The organism is Streptomyces sp. SCSIO 75703 (genome assembly GCF_036607905.1).
Classification (GTDB): Bacteria; Actinomycetota; Actinomycetes; order Streptomycetales; family Streptomycetaceae; genus Streptomyces.
Genome location: NZ_CP144555.1, coordinates 3,215,005 through 3,232,670, shown reverse-complemented (window position 1 = coordinate 3,232,670; position 17,666 = coordinate 3,215,005). Strand labels below are relative to the sequence as shown.

14 protein-coding genes, 1 tRNA gene and 2 pseudogenes are annotated in these 17,666 nt (G+C 69.7%); 11 read left to right on the top strand and 6 right to left on the bottom strand.

Features of this window, described 5'->3' with window-relative positions:
- Positions 1 to 65: 65 nt before the first annotated feature.
- The 6 genes from VM636_RS14030 (at position 66) to VM636_RS14005 (ending at position 5,351) form a co-directional block, all read left to right on the top strand.
- A complete protein-coding gene (locus VM636_RS14030) occupies positions 66 to 1,127 on the top strand; it encodes a hypothetical protein (RefSeq protein WP_338484638.1) in 1,062 nt (353 codons plus the stop codon).
- A complete protein-coding gene (locus VM636_RS14025) occupies positions 1,120 to 2,550 on the top strand; it encodes a DUF4407 domain-containing protein (RefSeq protein WP_338484636.1) in 1,431 nt (476 codons plus the stop codon). The genes VM636_RS14030 and VM636_RS14025 overlap by 8 nt, the downstream gene beginning before the upstream one ends.
- Before the next feature lie 64 nt (positions 2,551 to 2,614).
- Positions 2,615 to 3,154: a Pycsar system effector family protein gene (locus tag VM636_RS14020; protein ID WP_053912942.1), complete on the top strand. Its 540-nt coding sequence runs from the start codon at positions 2,615 to 2,617 to the stop codon at positions 3,152 to 3,154.
- A gap of 2 nt (positions 3,155 to 3,156) precedes the next feature.
- Positions 3,157 to 3,756 (top strand): guanylate kinase, encoded by a 600-nt coding sequence (locus VM636_RS14015; protein ID WP_053912941.1) that lies wholly within the window; start codon positions 3,157 to 3,159, stop codon positions 3,754 to 3,756.
- Between the two features lie 366 nt (positions 3,757 to 4,122).
- Positions 4,123 to 4,431: a transposase gene (locus VM636_RS14010; RefSeq protein ID WP_030423472.1), complete on the top strand. Its 309-nt coding sequence runs from the start codon at positions 4,123 to 4,125 to the stop codon at positions 4,429 to 4,431.
- A complete protein-coding gene (locus tag VM636_RS14005; RefSeq protein ID WP_338484633.1) occupies positions 4,428 to 5,351 on the top strand; it encodes an IS3 family transposase in 924 nt (307 codons plus the stop codon). The genes VM636_RS14010 and VM636_RS14005 overlap by 4 nt, the downstream gene beginning before the upstream one ends.
- Here VM636_RS14005 and VM636_RS14000 read toward each other — a convergent pair.
- Positions 5,285 to 5,887 carry a hypothetical protein gene (locus VM636_RS14000; protein WP_338484631.1) on the bottom strand — a complete coding sequence of 201 codons (603 nt, stop codon included), beginning with the start codon at positions 5,885 to 5,887 and terminating at the stop codon, positions 5,285 to 5,287. The two genes, VM636_RS14005 and VM636_RS14000, sit on opposite strands and share 67 nt — an antisense overlap.
- A 253-nt stretch (positions 5,888 to 6,140) precedes the next feature.
- On the opposite strand from VM636_RS14000, the gene VM636_RS13995 reads away from it, so the two are divergent.
- Positions 6,141 to 7,607, top strand: coding sequence for a hypothetical protein (locus VM636_RS13995; protein ID WP_338484629.1), 1,467 nt, complete (start codon positions 6,141 to 6,143; stop codon positions 7,605 to 7,607).
- A gap of 91 nt (positions 7,608 to 7,698) precedes the next feature.
- Here VM636_RS13995 and VM636_RS13990 read toward each other — a convergent pair.
- Positions 7,699 to 8,953, bottom strand: a pseudogene (locus VM636_RS13990) (IS3 family transposase).
- Between the two features lie 53 nt (positions 8,954 to 9,006).
- On the opposite strand from VM636_RS13990, the pseudogene VM636_RS13985 reads away from it, so the two are divergent.
- Together VM636_RS13985 and VM636_RS13980 are read left to right on the top strand one after the other, a co-directional pair.
- Positions 9,007 to 9,552 (top strand): annotated as a pseudogene (locus VM636_RS13985) (IS30 family transposase); the annotation flags it as partial.
- A gap of 212 nt (positions 9,553 to 9,764) precedes the next feature.
- A complete protein-coding gene (locus VM636_RS13980) occupies positions 9,765 to 10,718 on the top strand; it encodes an IS481 family transposase (protein WP_338484627.1) in 954 nt (317 codons plus the stop codon).
- Between the two features lie 125 nt (positions 10,719 to 10,843).
- On the opposite strand, the gene VM636_RS13975 is transcribed toward VM636_RS13980, so the two are convergent.
- The 3 genes from VM636_RS13975 to VM636_RS13965 all read right to left on the bottom strand — a co-directional run bounded on the left by VM636_RS13975 (position 10,844) and on the right by VM636_RS13965 (position 13,214).
- Positions 10,844 to 10,917, bottom strand: a tRNA-Pro gene (locus VM636_RS13975).
- A gap of 33 nt (positions 10,918 to 10,950) precedes the next feature.
- Complete coding sequence (locus tag VM636_RS13970) at positions 10,951 to 11,739, bottom strand: Pr6Pr family membrane protein (protein WP_053914548.1); 789 nt, start codon at positions 11,737 to 11,739, stop codon at positions 10,951 to 10,953.
- A gap of 551 nt (positions 11,740 to 12,290) precedes the next feature.
- Positions 12,291 to 13,214: a metallophosphoesterase gene (locus VM636_RS13965; protein ID WP_053914547.1), complete on the bottom strand. Its 924-nt coding sequence runs from the start codon at positions 13,212 to 13,214 to the stop codon at positions 12,291 to 12,293.
- Between the two features lie 109 nt (positions 13,215 to 13,323).
- Between VM636_RS13965 and VM636_RS13960 the strand changes: the two genes are divergently transcribed.
- On the top strand, positions 13,324 to 13,788 hold the full coding sequence (locus tag VM636_RS13960) for a GatB/YqeY domain-containing protein (protein WP_338484624.1): 465 nt from the start codon (positions 13,324 to 13,326) through the stop codon (positions 13,786 to 13,788).
- 337 nt (positions 13,789 to 14,125) lie between these two features.
- Here the strand turns inward: VM636_RS13960 and VM636_RS13955 are convergent, their stop codons facing one another.
- On the bottom strand, positions 14,126 to 16,396 hold the full coding sequence (locus tag VM636_RS13955; protein WP_053914545.1) for a transglycosylase domain-containing protein: 2,271 nt from the start codon (positions 16,394 to 16,396) through the stop codon (positions 14,126 to 14,128).
- A 692-nt stretch (positions 16,397 to 17,088) separates the two neighbouring features.
- Between VM636_RS13955 and wblA the strand changes: the two genes are divergently transcribed.
- On the top strand, positions 17,089 to 17,424 hold the full coding sequence (gene wblA / locus VM636_RS13950; RefSeq protein ID WP_030422463.1) for a transcriptional regulator WblA: 336 nt from the start codon (positions 17,089 to 17,091) through the stop codon (positions 17,422 to 17,424).
- The last annotated feature ends 242 nt before the right edge of the window (positions 17,425 to 17,666 follow it).

The following is a 17,666-nucleotide window of genomic DNA, read 5'->3' as shown; positions in this document are numbered from 1 at the left end:
CCACGGCGGCCCCTCGCACGGCACACCACTGTTTCCCTTTCTTCCGTCCAAGGAGGACGAAGCACGTGAACTACCCCGTCCTGTCCGAACACATCCTGTCCACGGTCCCGGGCACCTGGTGGTCCAAGCGCCGCCGCCGTGAGGACGTCCCCCCGCTGCCACCCGGCGCGGTCCACGTCTTCCGGGTCGGCGGGAACTACCGCACCTTCCCCGAGGGCATGGTGTTCGACCCCGCCCACCCCGACGTGCTCGACGCCTCCTCGGTGAGCCTGGTCGACGTCCGGGCCCGTCTGGTGGAGGTGGAACGCCCGCTGCCGTCCGTGAGCGAGGCGGACAACTTCACCCTGCGGGCCTCGTTCACCTGCCAGGTGACCGACCCCGTCGTCGTCGCCCGCCAGGGCATCATCGACGTCACCACGCCGCTGCGCGCCTACCTCATGGCCGACGCCGACCTGCCGAGGGTGAGCGCCGGACACCGCGTCGAGGAGATCAACGCCGTCCGTACCGAGGCCGGCCACCGCATGGCCGCCTACAGCACCATCGTCGCGCCGCGCGTCGCGGGCATGTCCGTCGAGTACGTCACCACCGAGGTGCACGCCTCGGACGACCTGAGGGACTGGGAACAGACACTGCGCGACGAGCGGCGCTCCAGGGAACTCCGGCGCGGCAAACGCGACTTCGAAGCGCAGGACACGATGAGGATCGCGGAACTGCTCTCCCAGGGCTCCGATCACGTGGACGCCTTCGGCATCGCCCGCGAGGAGATCGACCTCACCGAGGTGGCGGCCCGCATCCACCGGAGCACCGAGGAGGAGACGGCCCGCCGCCGCCAGGCCGAGGCGACGGCACAGGCCCATGCGCAGGCCCTGGAGACGGGGGACGCGCAGATGCGGCGCGAGATGCTGGTGACGGTGGTCCGGAACATCGTCAACAACGAGTACGTCGACTACCAACTGCTCGAACAGGTCCTGGGGGAGATCAACGGAGGGGCCGCGCCGGGCATCGGAGCCGCCGCGGACCCCACCCGCATGATCGAGCACGGACGGTCCCGCCCGGGACACGACGCGGCCGGCCGCGACGGCGCGCAGGGCGGCTTCGTGAAGGACGAGGACGATCTCGTTGACTGACTTCCTGACGACGGACCGCCCCCCGTCCACCGGCCCCGCGGAGGCACCCGCCACCGAGGAGAGGGCGGCCCCCCGGCCCTCCCGGCATGCGAAAGGCCGGGCCGGCACCCGCCCCGGGGCCGGCGGGCGGCCCGCGGCACGCGCCGCCCACCGCTCCTCCGACTCCACCGCCGCCCGCCGGCTGCGCTCCCTGACCGGCGTCGACGAGGAACTGCTCGCCCGCGTCGCATACGAGCGCAGCAAGTACACCGCCCTCGGCGGCGTGGTGCTCGGCACCTCCGTCATCGCGGCGTTCTCCATGTGGAACTTCACGGCCGAGGCACTCGGCAGGGTCTCCCTCGTCGCCCTGGTCCCGACCGTCATCTGGATGCTGTTCGTCCTCAACCTCGACCGCTGGCTGGTCACACCGCAGCCGGACACACGGCGACGCCTGGGACCGCTCCTCATGCGTCTGCTGATAGCCCTCCTGCTCGGCACGGTGATCGCCGAACCGCTGGTGCTGCGCATCTTCCAGACGGCCATCGAGGAACGCGTCGAGGACGAACGAACCGACGCCCTCGACCGGTTGCGCGCCAACCTCGTCCGGTGCAACCCCGTGCCGTCCGCCACGCGGACCGACCCGCCCAAGGGCTGCGACAGGACGTACGTCCTCTCCTTCCGTGCGACGCCCGCCGAAGGGCAGGAGGAACTGACCACCCTGCGTACGGACGCCGCGGCCCTCCAGGAGCGGGTGGACCGCAACACAAAGCGGCTGGAGGAGATCGACTCCGAGGTACGGGACGAGTGCCGCCGGCTGATCCGGGTGGCGTCCAGCGGTCTCCTCCAACGGACGTCCGAGTGCCTGCGTCTGCGGGAGAAGGCACGGGACTACCGGACCACGCACCGCACCGAGGAAGAAGAGCAAAGGCTCGCCGGCATGCACGGCCGGATCTCCGAGATCGAGTCCGAACTGACCTCGTCACGCGGCGCGTTCCTCCAGGCCCGAGCCGACGGCATCGAGGAGCGGCTGGAGCAGGAACGCGGCAAGCACCGGGACATCGGCGTCCTGGAACGCATCCGCGCCCTGGACGCCCTGGCGAGCGGCAACGCGGTGCTCTTCGTCGGCGTCTGGCTCGTCCGCCTCCTGTTCGTCCTCCTCGACGTGCTGCCCGTCCTGGTGAAGTACCTCAGCGGGGAGACCGCGTACGACCGGATGCTGACCAGCGAGAGCAACAGCGCGGTCAAGATCCACGGCGAGGAGGTCCGCCTCGGCGAACGCCGTTCCCTGGCGGATCTGGAGATGGCCCAGCACAGCATCGAGCAGGAGATCCGGCGCCACCGCGCCGAGTGCGAAGCGGCGTCCCGGGAACACACCGCGGCGATGAACATCCGGGCCCGCCAGGCCGTGAACGCCCTGGAGGAAGAGATCCGCCGCACCGTCTGACGCCCCGCCCCTGCCAGGAACAGCGCACCTCGCACGCCCGAAGACGACAGAAGAGGGGGAAGGCATGACCACACCCGGAGGCGACCCCGGCGCGGAGCCCGAGACCGGAACCGGGACCGACGGCGTCGCGCAGCTCACCAGGACCCTGCTGACCGAAGCCCGTGAGGAACTCGGCAAGGCGGACAACAAGGCCGGGCTCATGCTGGCCTCCCTGGGAGCGGCCCTGACCGTACTGCTGGGCGCGATCGGCAGCGGCATCATCACGCCGCGGCTCTACCCGCTGGTCCCGCAACTCCTCCTCTGGGCGGGCTGCGCGGCGTGCGTGCCGGCCCTTGTGCTGCTGGGCCTGGCCGTGATCCCGCGGCTGGGCCACCCGCGCTGCTCCCGCATCCACTACTTCGGCGACGCGCGGCTGACCCTGTCCGTCCCCCACCTGGAGCGGGCCGTCCGCCGCACGGACCCCGTGTCCAGGGACCTGAGCCAGTTGACGACCCTGTCCCAGATCGCGTGGACCAAGTACCGCTGCATACGCCACGCACTGGTCTGGGGCATGGCGTTCCTCACCCTCACCGTGCTCGGCATCCTGACCGGGACGTCGGCCTAGCCGTGCCGACGCCCGCGTGCCCCCGAAGCAGACCCGGGATCCTGCTGTACGGACCGCCGGCCTCGGGCAAGGACACACTCACCACCGCCCTCGCCGAACTCGACGGCCGGTACGCCCTCTTCAGCCGCCTCAAGATCGGTGGTGGCCGGACCCGGGGGTACCGGATGGGCACCCCGGAGCACTTGGCGGAACTGGAGGCACACGGGAACGTCGTCCACCGCAACGACCGCTACGGCAACACCTATGTCGTCGACCGGCCGGGTCTGGGGCGTGCCATGGACGGCGGACGGGTGCCCGTGGTCCTCCTGGGCCAGATCGCCGGAGTCCAGCGGGTCGCCTCCCGGTTCCCCGCAGGGTGGCGACGGGTCCTGTTGTGGTGCTCCCGGGAGACCACGGCCCAGCGGTCGTCCCGGCGGGGCGACACCGACACCGAGGCCCGGCTGGCCGCCTGGGACGCCACCCGGACCGACCTCGCCGGGTGGCCGACGGTCCGGTGGGACCTGTCCGTCGACACGGACGCCACCAGGCCGAGGAAGGCGGCGAGGCGGATCGACGAGGCGGTGCGACGGCCGGCCCACGTCCCGGAAGCCTGGCCCGCTTGACGACGACACCCCCGGGGCGGCCCCCCGGAACGCCGCTCGAGGCCCGGAAGCCCGCCCTCGCCCACGTCCGGCCGGGCAGGGACCGGGCGGAGCGGAAAGAGCCCGGCCACCCACCGGGACCGGCCGGGACCGGCCGAGCAGAGCACCGGCGCCTTCCGACCGCGGGGTGCCGACCCGGCCACGGCACCATCCGGCACCCCCACGCGGACCGACACCCGGCAACCCGGCACTCCGCCGGCCGCGCCCGGGGCACCGGATAAACACCAGAGGCCTGGCGCAACCTACACACCAAACCCTGAGGTTCCCCCGAGATGCGGAGAATGGTGACAGCAGGTCAGGTAGGACTCACAGAGAGGAGCCCTGCTGATGCCTGCCCCGAGGAAATACCCACTGGAGTTGCGTGAGCGCGCGGTGCGGATGTACCGCACCGCGGAGCCGAAGCCCGTGATCCGCCGCATGGCCGAGGAACTCGGTGTCCATCACGAGGCCCTGCGCGGCTGGATCCGCCAGGCCGAGGCCGACGCCGGCGAACGCGACGACCTGCTCACCAGCGACGAACGCGCCGAGCTGACCGCGCTGCGCAAGGAGAACACCCAGCTCAAGCGGTCGAACGAGATCCTGCGGACGGCCTCGGCTTTTTTCGCGGCACAGCTCGACCCGACCCGGCCCAGGTGACCGCGCTCCTCGACGAGCACGAGAACCTGGAGGTCGAGCCCACCCTCCGGGAACTGCACATCCCCTCCTCCACCTACTACCGCTGGCGCCGGGCGAAGAAGGAGCCGTGCGAACGGCACCGCCGGGACACCGAGCTGACCAGGCAGATCCAGCAGATCCACACCGACTCCGGCGGAATCTACGGCTCGCCCCGCGTGCACGCTGTCCTGAAACGCGAAGGCGTCCACGTCGGCCGCAAACGAGTTGAACGGCTCATGCGCGAAGCCGGCCTCGCCGGGATCAGTCCCCGCCGGACGGGCAAGGGCTTCACCCGCCGCGACCGGGACGCCGACCTCGCCCCGGATTTGGTCAGGCGCGACTTCACCGCCGACAGGCCGAACCGGCTGTGGGTCACCGACCTCACCATGATCTCGACCCTTGAGGGGCCCTTGTGGCTGTCGGCGATCAGGGACGCGTTCTCCCGCCGGGTGGTGGCCTGGGAGGCCTCCGCCCACGCGGACGCCGACCTCGTGCTGGCCACCCTCGAGTACGCCCTCGCGTCCCGGGAGGTCGAACCCGGCCAGCTGATTCACCATGCGGACCACGGCTGTCAGTACACGTCCGTGAAGCTCACAACACGCTTGGTGCGGGCAGGAATTGAGGCATCCATGGGCTCCGTCGGGGACTCGTACGACAACGCCCTCGCGGAGAACCTCTGGATGCTCATCAAGACCGAGGGCCTCCGCGGCCGCACCTTCGCCACCCGGGCCGAGGCGAACCTCGCGCTCTTCGAGTACATCGACGGGTTCTACAACAGTCGGCGCATCCAGAAACGCCTCGGCTACCTCAGCCCCGTCGAGTTCGAAGAGAAGCACTACGCCGAGCAGGCAGCGTCCGAACGAGCGAACCTGAAACCCCGCCAACCCGCTCTGACCAGCTGATCAGCCCCTCCCGAGCAACGGGGGAACCTCACCTTGCCTGAGTACGAGAGGCGAAGCGAGAACAAGTAGCACGTCACCAGCTCGCCGGCCAGGCGAACGGTCACATCGCCGAAGTCGACCTCCGCCTCGTGGCCCGGCAGGTGGGTCTGCGGCACGAACGCTTCCACCGGGGCCTTGACCGAGGCCGCAAGGATCTCCGGCTTCCGGTCCGCCACGTAGCGCCGGACCATCTGGTAGGACACATCGGCGCCGTGCTCCTCGATAGGCCGGTGGAAGATCCGCGTGATCGTATGGCGCTGCTTGCGCGGCGCGTCGAGGTCCGTCCGCAACATCTCGTCGATCACCGACTTGTACGGATCCAGCGCAGTCGGCCGCGGCGGCAGCTTCTTCCGGGGCTCCGGCCAGACCGAGTCCACTGCCTTCCTGACCATCCGCCACGACACGTTGTACTTGCGCTCAAGCTCGCGCATCTTCATGCCAGCACGGTGATCACGCCGGATCGCCGCATACAGCTCGACCTTCGACATCTGCGGCATGACCAGGACCTTTCACCAGAAGCATCCCGATGTTGCCCTGGCAAGGACCTCAGTGCTGTCAAAACTCGTGAACATCACCCGACCGTGGATCTGGGTGCCTCCCAAACCCATGAACAACTGACGGCACTACTCGTGAACAAAGCCACCTTGCGTGAGTCAACGTCGATCAAGATGGGTTCTCGATAGCTGAACCAGTGTGGAAGGGAACAGGTCAACAGGCCGCGCTGTCAGTGCCGTCAGCGAGACTGCCAGGGTGCTCGAACTTTTGTGGTCAACCCTAGTAGTGGCCATCAAGGCGGTCTTGACCGTTTTCGGAGTGGTCTTCTGGCCCTTGCTGCTGGGCGTGTTCATCTGGTCGATATCGATGCAGGTCGACCCCCGCGATGTGCTGCGGGTCCGGCGGTTCTTGGAGTGGATAGCCGCTCTCGTCAAAGGCGTCGGGCATCTCCTGCTCGGTATGTGCCTGTGGGTGTACAGACAGACCCTCGGCGGAGCCTACCTCCGGCGGAGCAGGCGCCGCACTGCGCAGCATCTGGTCTGGGCACGGCGGGGTTTCGGCCAGGATGCCAGCAGGCTGTTCCCTGTCAGTCGGCAAGTGCGTACCGTGCTGCGTTCGTGGCATCAGGCCGTCCCTCTGGCCGCGGTCGCGTACATCGTCAAGGCGTACTTCCTGCTGCTGGTGTTGCTCAACCTCGGGGGCCTCGTCGATTCCGTCACCAGGTGGTCGTCCCGTACGTGGGCGGAGAGCGAGCATGCGCCGGTTCCGTGGTGGGTGCCTGGAGGCGGCCTGTGGGGGCCGGCCCGGCAGGTCGCGGAGACCGGCGAGGCGCCGGGTATCGTCGTGACGATCGTGGCGAGCTTCCGGGCATTCGGTGAGGCGATCTGGGGGAAGGCCGCTCAGTATCTTCCAGCCCTCGCAGCTCCGGAAGGCCGGCCTGCCGAGGCGGTCACTGCGATGGCCGGACTTGTTCTAGTCCTCGTGCTGCTCCTTGCGTTGAGGGCTGTGATGGGAGTTCTCGGTCGGCGCCCTGGCCCGTCGCGGGAAGGCCACAGACGCAATCCAGGCTTCGTCGACCCCCTTCCTCGTTGGTGGTGGTTGTGGTCGCTGTTGAGCCTGCGCCCGGGTGTGGCCAGTCGTACCCGGCCGGTCGCGGTCCTGGTCGACTGTCTTGCCCGTGTGGGCTCGGCTCGGCGCTACTACCAGAGCGTTACGCAGACTCGTAGCACCCTTTATGTCCCTCGTGTGGACCTTTCCGGGGCTGAGAGGGTGGTGTGGTCCGCCTGGAAGGTTCGACACGGTCCGGTGCGCGGTGCGCTTCGGCGGGACTACCGGAAGCACGCGGCCGAGGTAGTGGGGGCAATCCGGCGGCTAGAGGCACGGCAGAACATCGACGACAACACAGGCCAAGTCTTTGAGGAAATGGCGCGTGTGCTGGTGACGATTGCTGAACGGTATGCGAGCGGCAACACACTCGCCTTGCTCGATCCCACGGACGTGGACGGCGTAGAACCTGCAGTTGACAGGGAATGGGTGCGATTGGTCATCCTCGGCGTGGCCATGACCGGCGCAGCCATCGCAGCGGGCTTGTCGGAGCTGTCGGCCGCAGGGTCCACCCAGATCGTTGCCGTGGTCGGCGCCATCGCCTGGGTGCTTTTGTACCGGGACCGGCTGTCCCCGGGGGATGTGCTGGACGTGATGCGTGGCCAGAGCCGCAAGTAACCATGCTGGAGTCCGCGGTCCTCGCACTGTCGGCAGCGTGTTGACTACTCAGCAGGCAGCGCAGTGAACCGCCCCGGGTTCTGTAGAGACCTCAGATTGTGGTGGTGACCTGGGGTTTCGTGAGTTCCGTGTAGTAGTTGGTCTCGTACTCGACGGGTGGGACGTGGCCTATCTCACCGTGCAGTCGGCGGTGGCAGTACCAGTCGACCCACTCGGCGGTGGCCAGCTCGACCTGGGAGAGGGTCTTCCAGGGCCGCTGCGGCTTGATCAATTCGGTTTTGAACAGGCCGATCGTGCTCTCCATCAGGGCGTTGTCGTACGCATCGCCGACAGATCCGATCGAGGCCGCGATGCCGGCCGCGTCCAGGTGTTCGGCCAGCCGGAAACTGGTGTACTGGCTCCCCGCGTCGCTGTGATGTATCAACTCGCCGCGAACATGGGGGTGTTCATCGCGGTCGCGCTGCCACAGTGCCATCTCCAGAGCGTCCAGGACGAGCTGGGTCTCCTTCGACGTCGCGGCGGACCAGCCGACGATCCGGCGGGAGAAGGTGTCCACGACGAAGGCCATGTAGACCACCCCGGCCCAGGTCGCCACGTGCGTGAAATCCGCGACCCAGCAGCGATTCGGCGCGCCGGCGACGAAGTCGCGGTCCACCCGGTCCGGGGCCCGCTCGGCCTGGTGGTCCGGAATCGTGGTGAGAGGACCCTCTTGCCGCGGACCGCGCCGGCGATGCCCAGCTCGCGCATCAGCCGTTCGACGGTGCAGCGGGCCACCGCGTGACCCTGCCGGTTCAGCTCCCGCCAGATCTTCCGGGCCCCGTAGACACGGTAGTTGTCGGTGTGGACCTGGCGGATCCGCTCCTTGAGTTCCGCGTCCCGCACGGAACGGGCAGACGGGACGGCCAGGCGTTTCTTGTGCGCGTAATAGGTGGAAGGGGTGATCTTGCAGTCGTGCTCGGTGAGCATCCTGCAGATCGGCTCGACGCCGCCGAAGCGGTCCCGGTGCTCGTCGATGAACGCTACGAGCGTGTGTGTGGCCGGTCGAGCTCGGCCGCGAAGAAACTCGCTGCCGCCTTCAGGATCTCGTTCGCCCGCTTCAGCTCGGCGTTCTCCTTCTTCAATGCCTTGAGCTGGGCGGACTCCTCCGTCGTCGTTCCCGGCCGCGTCCCCGCGTCGATCTCGTGCTGCTTCACCCAGTTCCGCAGCGTCTCGCGGGACCCGATGCCGAGCTTGTCGGTGACCGCCTGCAGAGCGGCCGTCTCGTTCGGGTGGTCGTCGCGCACCTCGGCGACCATGCGCACCGCGCGACGGCGCAGCTCAAGCGGGTAACGGGAAGGTCGTGCCATGACTCGATCCTTTCATGAAATCGAGTCTCCATTCGAACCGGGGCGGTTCAGGCCGAGCCGTGCCCGGCCGCTGGGAAGGAGACCTGATTATCGGGCTGAACCGGTCGGCGATCGGCACGCTCGTGGAACGAACGACCCGCTACACGATGCTCGTTCACCTGCCGCGGGCCGAAGGTCACGGCACCATCCCACGGACCAAGAACGGCCCCGCCCTGGGAGGCTACGGGGCCGTTGCCATGAAAGACGCCCTGGCCACCACGATGGCCACCATGCCCGACCAGCTCCGCCGCTCACTGACCTGGGATCGCGGCAAGGAGCTGTCCGCTCACACCCAGCTCACGGTCGAGACCGGGCTGCCGGTCTACTTCGCGGACCCGCACGCCCCGTGGCAGCGGGCCACGAACGAGAACACAAACGGGCTGTTGCGCCAGTACTTCCCGAAGGGCACCGACCTGTCCCGATGGAGCGGCGACGAACTGGCCGCCATCGCCACAACCCTCAACTCCCGTCCCCGCAAGACCCTCGCCTGGAAGACCCCCGCGGAAGCCCTCAATGATCATCTACGATCAGCACAAGCCAGTGTTGCGACGATCGGTTGAATCCGCCTTGCGACCCGCGGTCGCTGTGATGAATGAGGCCGGAGTCCTTCTTGATCCTCCGTCTCCACAACGCCATCTCCAGTGCTTCCTAGGTGTTCTGTCCCGGGAGGTTGTGGACGGGTGAGTCAGGTCTCGGCTGTGGGATCTTGAACAGGTGAGGGCCTTCCGGTTCGGTGTGGATTGCGACGTCTACACCTGACCGAAAGGCCCTCGTGCCCCACCGTAATGCACCCCTGACCGAGACCGGACGGCTGCGCCTGGCTCGCTGCGTGGTCGAGGACGGCTGGCCCCTGCGCCGGGCCGCCGAGCACTTCCAGGTCTCGCCGACCACCGCCCAGCGCTGGGCCGGGCGCTACCGGCAGTTCGGCGAGGCCGGCATGTCCGACCGCTCCTCCCGCCCGCACGCAAGCCCGCGCCGCACCCCGACCCGCACCGAACGCCGGATCATCAAGGTCCGTCTCCTGCGCCGGTGGGGACCGGCCCGCATCGCCCACCTGCTGCGTCTGGTGCCCTCGACCGTGCACCGGGTACTGACCCGCTTCGGCCTGGCCCGCCTCACCCACCTGGACCGGGCCACCGGCCGGGTCATCCGCCGCTACGAACGCGAGCGGCCCGGCGAGCTGGTGCACGTGGACATCAAGAAGCTGGGCAACATCCCCGACGGCGGTGGCCACAAGATGCTGGGCCGGCAAGCGGGCCGCAGGAACCGCAAGAACGTCGGCTACAGCTACCTGCACACCGCCGTCGACGACCGCTCCCGCCTCGCCTACAGCGAGATCCACACCGACGAGAAGAAGGAAACCGCCACCGGCTTCTGGACCCGCGCCCACGCCTTCTTCACCGAGTGCGGGATCACCGTCGAGCGCGTGCTGACCGACAACGGCTCCTGCTACCGCTCACGCGACTGGCGCGACGTGCTCACCGCGGCCGGGATCACCCACAAACGCACCCGGCCCTACCGCCCGCAGACCAACGGCAAGGTCGAACGCTTCAACCGCACCCTGCTCGACGAATGGGCCTACGCCCGCCCCTACCGGTCCGAAGCCGAGCGCCGCGAAGCGTTCCCGCAGTGGCTGCACACCTACAATCACCACCGCGGACACACCGCACTCAACGGCCAACCACCCGCCAGCCGCGTCCCCAACCTCACAGGGCAATACAGCTAAGCGACTCGCAGTTGATACGCGCCTTGGAATTTCGGCTCCCAGACGGCTCCCAAGAGGGGCCCGGAAACCACTCAGGGGCCTGATTCGATCTCTCGAATCAGGCCCCTGACCTGGTCTTACGGCTGTCGGGGTGGCGGGATTTGAACCCACGACCTCTTCGTCCCGAACGAAGCGCGCTACCAAGCTGCGCCACACCCCGATGTCACTGCTTGTCGCGGTGACGTCGTTTACTTTAGCCCACCGGGGGCCGGAGGCGAAATCCGGTTACGGGGAGGTGGCGGGCCGGGTCGGGGCGGATGTGGTCGGTGGCGACGAGCAGGGCGGCGAGGGCGTAGCAGGCGAGGCCGACGAGGAGCGCGTTGCCCAGAACGCCGCGGTAGCCGTGGTGCTCCACGTCCAGGAAGGGGTAGAGGTACCGCCCCCGCGCGCCCGGCAGGAGCAGTTCCCCGCGGGCCAGTGAGAAGCCCAGGTAGGCCAGGGGATACAGCAGCCACGTCATGGTGTGCCGCAGGTGCAGTCGGCCCGGGGTGGTGAGCAGGAGCCAGTTCACGGCGGCCGCGATCGGTGCCGTCGTATGGAGGATGTGGCTTGCCACCGCTCGTTCGCCGGGCGGCGTCGCCACCGCGTCGGGGAGCGCGAAGGGGCTCGCCGCGTTGGCCGGCAGCAGGTGATGGACCAGGGCGGCGATCGCCACGTAGAGCAGGGCCGCTCCGGTCAGCGCGGCCGGCAGGGGTGGGCGTGCGCGCCAGGCGCGCCAGGCCGAGGCCAGCATGACCAGCGCGAGCAGCAGGTTCGCCTGGATCGCGAACTGGCTCAGGGTGCGGCCTGCCGGGTCGGCGGAGAGGAGGGCGAGTGCCACCCCGGTCAGTGCCAGCAGGGCGGTGAGCAGGCGGTACGCCGCGGCCAGGCGGCGGCGGACCGGCGGTACGACGGCCGTCGCCGGGACCGGGGAGGGGAGGAGGGCCGGCGGGTGGGGGAGCGCGGGCACGTCCGGCATGTCCCTGGGTATCGGGGCTGTCATGCGTTTCACGCTAGGCAGGACGGACATATCGGGCCAGTGTGAGGGGCCCGGGTGGGGGACGGGCCGGACGCGCAGCCCCGGCGGGCGGGCACGGATTCCCCGCTCCGGCGGTCGGGCACGGACGTCCGGCTCCGGCGGGCCGAGTCTTCGCTGGCAGAGAGACCGCCGACGGCCACGTTCCCCGCCGAAGCCGAAGCCGAAGCCGAAGCCGAAGCCGAAGCCGGGGCCGAAGCCGAAGCCGGGGCCGGGGCCGAAGCCGAAGCCGGGGCCACCGTCGGTCACATCCGTGCCGCTGCCCTACCGTCGACCCGTTGGTCCGCGGCCGGCACCGCCGCCCCACCACCGGCCGCGCGCCGCCGCCCCGCCGTGGGTCGGCTCCGGCATCGCCGTCCACGTCTCGCGCCGCCGCCCTGGTGCCGAGCACGGGCCTCGCCCCCGCCGCGTCACGGTGCCCGTGTCCCACCGCCCCGCCAGCGCCCGCGCCGCCCCCCGCCGCACATCCCGCGCCGACCTTCCAGCCCCTCGGGCCCCTGCTTCCGGCCCCGGCGCTCCTACTCCCGCCCGACCAGCGTCAGCAGGGTCGCCTCCGGGGGGCAGGCGAAGCGGACCGGGGTGTAGCGGTTCGTGCCGCAGCCGGCCGAGACGTAGAGGTACGACGTGCGGCCCGCCGCCGTGTGCGTGGAGAGGTCCTTCGCCCGGTTGGTGTCCAGGTCGCAGTTGGTGACGAGCGCGCCGTAGAAGGGGATGCGGAGCTGGCCGCCGTGGGTGTGGCCGGCGAGGATCAGCGGGTAGCCGTCCGCCGTGAACGCGTCCAGCACCCGCAGGTACGGAGCGTGCACGACGCCCAGCGAGACGTCCGCCGAGCCCGAGGGGCCGCCCGCGACCTCCGCGTACCGGTCGCGTTTGATGTGCGGGTCGTCCAGCCCGGTCAGCTCGACGGAGACGCCCTCGATCTTCAGCGTGCCGCGGGTGTTGGTCAGGTTCAGCCAGCCGGCGGCGTCGAAGCCGTCGCGCAGGTCCTCCCACGGGTTGTGGATGGCGCCGACGGCGGGGGCGTTGCCGTTCAGCCCATGCCGGCCCTGCATCCTCTCCAGCAGGTAGCGGGCGGGGTTGCGGAGCTTGGGGCCGTAGTAGTCGTTGGAGCCGAAGACGTAGGCGCCGGGGAACTCCATCAGCGGGCCCAGGGCGTCCAGGGTCTCCGGGACGGCCTCCGGGTCGGAGAGGTTGTCCCCGGTGTTGATCACGAAGTCGGGGCGGAGCCCGGCCAGGGAGCGCAGCCAGCGCTGCTTCTTGCGCTGGCCGCCGACCATGTGGATGTCGGAGACCTGCAGGACGCGCAGGGGGCGCGTCCCGGGCGGAAGGACGGGGACGGTCACCCGTCGGAGGCGGAAGGAACGGGCTTCGAGGCCCGCGTAGGCCACACCGGCGACGCCAACCGCCGTGATTCCCAGGGGCACTTTGTATCGCGCGCGCATGTGTCCATCGTGTCAGAAGCGGTGCCGTGCGCCGACTTCGCGTCGGGCCGGGCGTGCAGCGGACAAATGGACGGGCGCCGGCCCCCCTCCACCTGAGAGAATCGGTCGTATGACCACGCTCAAGGCGAAGCTGCACGACGACCTCAACACCGCGATCCGGGAGCGGGACGAGCTGCGCTCCTCGACGCTCCGGCTGACGCTCACCGCGATCACGAAGGAAGAGGTCGCGGGCACGGAGAAGCGGGAGCTCTCCGACGACGAGGTGCAGAAGGTGATCGCCCGCGAGGCGAAGAAGCGCCGTGAGGCCGCCGACGCCTTCGCCCAGGGTGGCCGGCCCGAGCAGTCCGCCCGGGAGAAGGCGGAGGGCGAGATCCTCGCCGCGTACCTGCCCCAGCAGCTCTCCGACGAGGAACTGGACACGATCGTCGCCGGGGCCGTGGAGGAGGCGCGGGCGGGCGGTGCCGAGGGGCCGCGGGCCATGGGCGCCGTCATGAAGATCGTCAACCCGAAGGTCGCCGGGCGGGCCGAGGGCGGCCGGGTCGCCGCCGCGGTGAAGAAGCGGCTCGCGGGCTGAGCCACCGGCCGGAACCCAGGGATGGGACGCCCGCGGGGGACACCGGCAGGCGCCTAGCGGCCGGAACGTCCGCGGGGACACCTGCGCGAACACCGGCTCGGCCACCGCCCGGAACATCGGCTGCGACGCCCGCGCGGGAACACCCCGCTCGATACGCCGACGGCGACGCCCGCGGAGCCACCGGCTCGGCCACCGGCCGGAACTCGCATGAACATCCCGCCGGAACACCCGCCGGAGCGCACCGGCGTCCCAGTGAACGGGCGGCCACCGCGACGACGCCGACGGCCCCCTTCCCGTATCGGAAGGGGGCCGTCGGCGCGTGCCGCGTACGGGCCGGTCAGCCGCGGCGTCCGCCGGGGCCGTGACCGTTGCCGTTGTTGCCGCCGTTGCCCGGGAAGCCGGGGCCGCCGTTGCCGGTACCGCCGTCGATCAGACCGCCGATGAAGCCCTCGTCACCGTTGCGTCCGTCGTCGCGGCCCTTGTCGCGGTCCTTGTCCTTGTCGCGGTCCTTGTCCTTGTCTTTTTCCTTGTCCTTGTCCGGGTCCGGAATGTCGACGAGGTTGAAGGAGCCGGCCGGCTTGCCCGCGAGGGCGTTGGTCATGGCGTCGCGCCAGATGGGACCGGGCACCGATCCGCCGTAGACCTTGGGGTGGTAGGTGCCGCCGATGCTGATGTTGACCATCTTGACCTGCTGGGTGGCGCTGCCGACCCAGACGGCGCCCGACAGGTTCGGGGTGTAGCCGACGAACCAGGCGTTCTTCCGCTCGTCCGTCGTACCGGTCTTGCCGGCGTTGGCACGGTCGCGGAGGCCGGCCTGCTGGCCCGTTCCGGAGTCGACCACGCCCTGGAGGAGGGTGCTGATGGTGTCCGCGGTCTTCTCGCTCATGGCCCGCGAGCACGTCGACTTCGGCACGTCCAGGGACTTCTGCCGTTCGCCGACCTTCTGGCTGATCGACTCGATGGCGACCGGCGTGCAGTACGTGCCCCGGGAGGCGAAGGCGGCGTACGCGGACGCCATGGTCAGCGGGGAGACGCCCTGGGAGCCGAGGGAGACGGCGGGCACCTCGGGGAGCTTGTCCCCGCTGCCCTGCACCACGTGCAGCGCGTCCGTCAGCTTCACCACGGGGCACAGGCCGATGTCGGCGACCATCTGCACGAAGTAGGTGTTGACCGACTTGGCCATGGCCTCGTTCAGCCGGTACGGGCCCACCTCGGACTTGTCCTCGTTGGGGACGGTCTCGCCGGTGGTGTTCACCCAGGGCTTTCCGCTGCACGTCTGCACCGGTCCCGGGTAGGGCATCTCGTACGGCGACGAGTACTCCTGCGTGGGGGGCCTGCCCTGTTCCAGGGCGGCCGCCGCGACGAAGGGCTTGAACGTCGAGCCGGTCGGGAAGCCGTAGTTGGAGCCGCCCGTGCGGTGGTCGACGGAGTAGTTGATCTCCGTCTCGTTGTTGCCGTAGCCGTACGGCTTGGACTGGCCCATGCCGAGGACCCTGCCCGTGCCCGGCTCGACCAGGGTGATCGCCGCGGCGACCGAGTCGTTCTTGTTGACGTGGTTCTTCAGGGAACTCTGCACCGACTCCTGCGCCTGCGGGTCCAGGGTGGTGCGGACGGTGAGGCCGCCCTGGTTCCAGACCTTGGCCCGGTCCTCCCGGGTCTTGCCGAAGACCGGGTCGGTCAGGAAGACCTGGCGCACGTAGTCGCAGAAGAAACCGGCGCCCTTGACGGCGGTGATGCAGCCGTTCTTGGGCCGGCTGACCTTCAGCTCCAGCGGCGCCTTCTGGGCCTTCTCGGCCTCCGCGGGGGAGATGTCGCCGACCTCGGCCATGCGCTGGAGGACGGTGTTGCGCCGCTTGACGGCCTCGGCCTCGTCGTTGATCGGGTCGTAGCGGGTGGGCGACTGGACGATGCCGGCCAGGAGCGCGGACTCCGGCAGGCTGAGGTCCTTCGCGGGCTTGGAGAAGTACCGCTGGGCCGCCGCCTCGACGCCGTACGCCTGCTGGCCGAAGAAGGTGATGTTCAGGTAGTTCTCGAGGATCTTCTTCTTGCCCAGCTCCTCCTCGACCTGGATGGCGAACTTCAGTTCGCGGATCTTGCGGCCGATGGTCTGCTGGGTGGCCTGGGCGACCTTCGTCGGGTCGTCGCCGGCCTCCTCGACGAAGACGTTCTTCACGTACTGCTGGGTGAGCGTGGACGCGCCCTGGGAGACGCCACCGCTGCGGGCGTTCTTGTTGACCGCGCGCAGCACGCCCTTCATGTCGACCGCGCCGTGCTCGTAGAAGCGCGAGTCCTCGATCGCGACGATCGCCTTCTGCAGGTACGGCGAGATGTCCTTCAGCCCGACCACCGTGCGGTCGCGCGAGTACACCTGGGCGATGGTGCCGCCGTCGGCGTCGAGGATGGTCGTGCGCTGGCTGAGCGGAGGCGTCTTCAGGTTGGCCGGGAGTTCGTCGAAACTCTCCACCGATCCCTTGGCGGCCAGTCCCAGCGCGCCCACGGCGGGCAGCGCGATGCCCGCCAGGACAGCCCCCGAGAGGACACTGACACCGAGGAACTTGGCGGCCTGCTGCGTGGGGGACAGACCGCCGCCCGAGCGCTTCTTTGGCATGGGGGCAGCCTAATCCCTCGCCGGAGCCGCTCCGCGGGAGCGGATGGGTGCCGCGGGGTTCAGTGCCCGATCGTGACATCCGGGAGCCGCCGGACGGCAGACAGCGCCGCGGGCGACAGGGTGCGGTCGGGTGACCTGCCGGTGCGTGGGCCCGGACCTCGCGGGCGTCGCCCACCCCCTGGCACCCGGTGCCGGATGAGGTTCATGCCGCGAACGTGACGGTGTGCGGCAAGAGGGGATGCGGACGTTCTCATTCGCCGGACACGCGGATATGCATTGGCCTAAGCTGCTCCCAACTGTCACGGCAGTGAGGCCACGTACCCATACGTCCGGCGACCCCGAATCGTTCCGGACGCGCTCGATCTTCTCCGTGCGGCCCCTCTGGCGGGGCGCGTTGACGCGTGCCGGCGCGAGTGTGGTGCGGGGAATTCGTGTCCGATACCGCCTTGTGTGGTGCCTGGTGTCCGTTGTGGCGCAGCAGAGATGACCCGAATGCCGGGATCGTCACGCATGTCGCCAGCTCACTCCCCCGGGTGATCTGCCGCTTACCCATAGTCCGTTCGGGCCATCCAAGATTGGGCCCGAAGGGGGTGTTGTGTTCTGCCCGCCTTCCGTAACGTCCTCAACTGGCGGCGGTGAATATGCCGCTGCCGCCGTGGGGGAGCCTCGATTCGGGAGAGGACGGCGCCGGTATGGGCTGGGTTACCGACTGGAGTGCGCAGGCCGCCTGCCGCACTACCGATCCGGACGAACTGTTCGTTCAAGGAGCAGCGCAGAACAGGGCCAAGGCGGTGTGCACCGGGTGCCCGGTGCGGACCGAGTGCCTGGCCGACGCGCTCGACAACCGCGTCGAATTCGGCGTGTGGGGAGGCATGACGGAACGGGAACGCCGCGCACTGCTGCGCCGGCGGCCCACCGTGACCTCCTGGCGCCGCCTGCTGGAGACGGCGCGGACGGAGTACGAGCGAGGGGCCGGCATCGTGCCCCTCGACGACGAGGTCTACGAGGACTACGCGGCCGTCGGCTGAGACCGGCGGGCCGCGGACAACCAGGCCGGACCAGGTGACGGTCCTCCGCCGGACAGCCGCGCCGGACCAGGTGATGGCCCTCTGTCGGACAGCCGTGCCGCGCCAGGTAACGGTCCTCCGCCGGACAGCCGTGCCGGGCCGGTCGCCGGTCCCGGGCGGGACACCGGCGCCGGGGCACGAGCCCCGTGGGACGCGGGTGGTGGTGGATGCCGTGCCGGGCGGGTGGAGTACGTGCGGTGCCC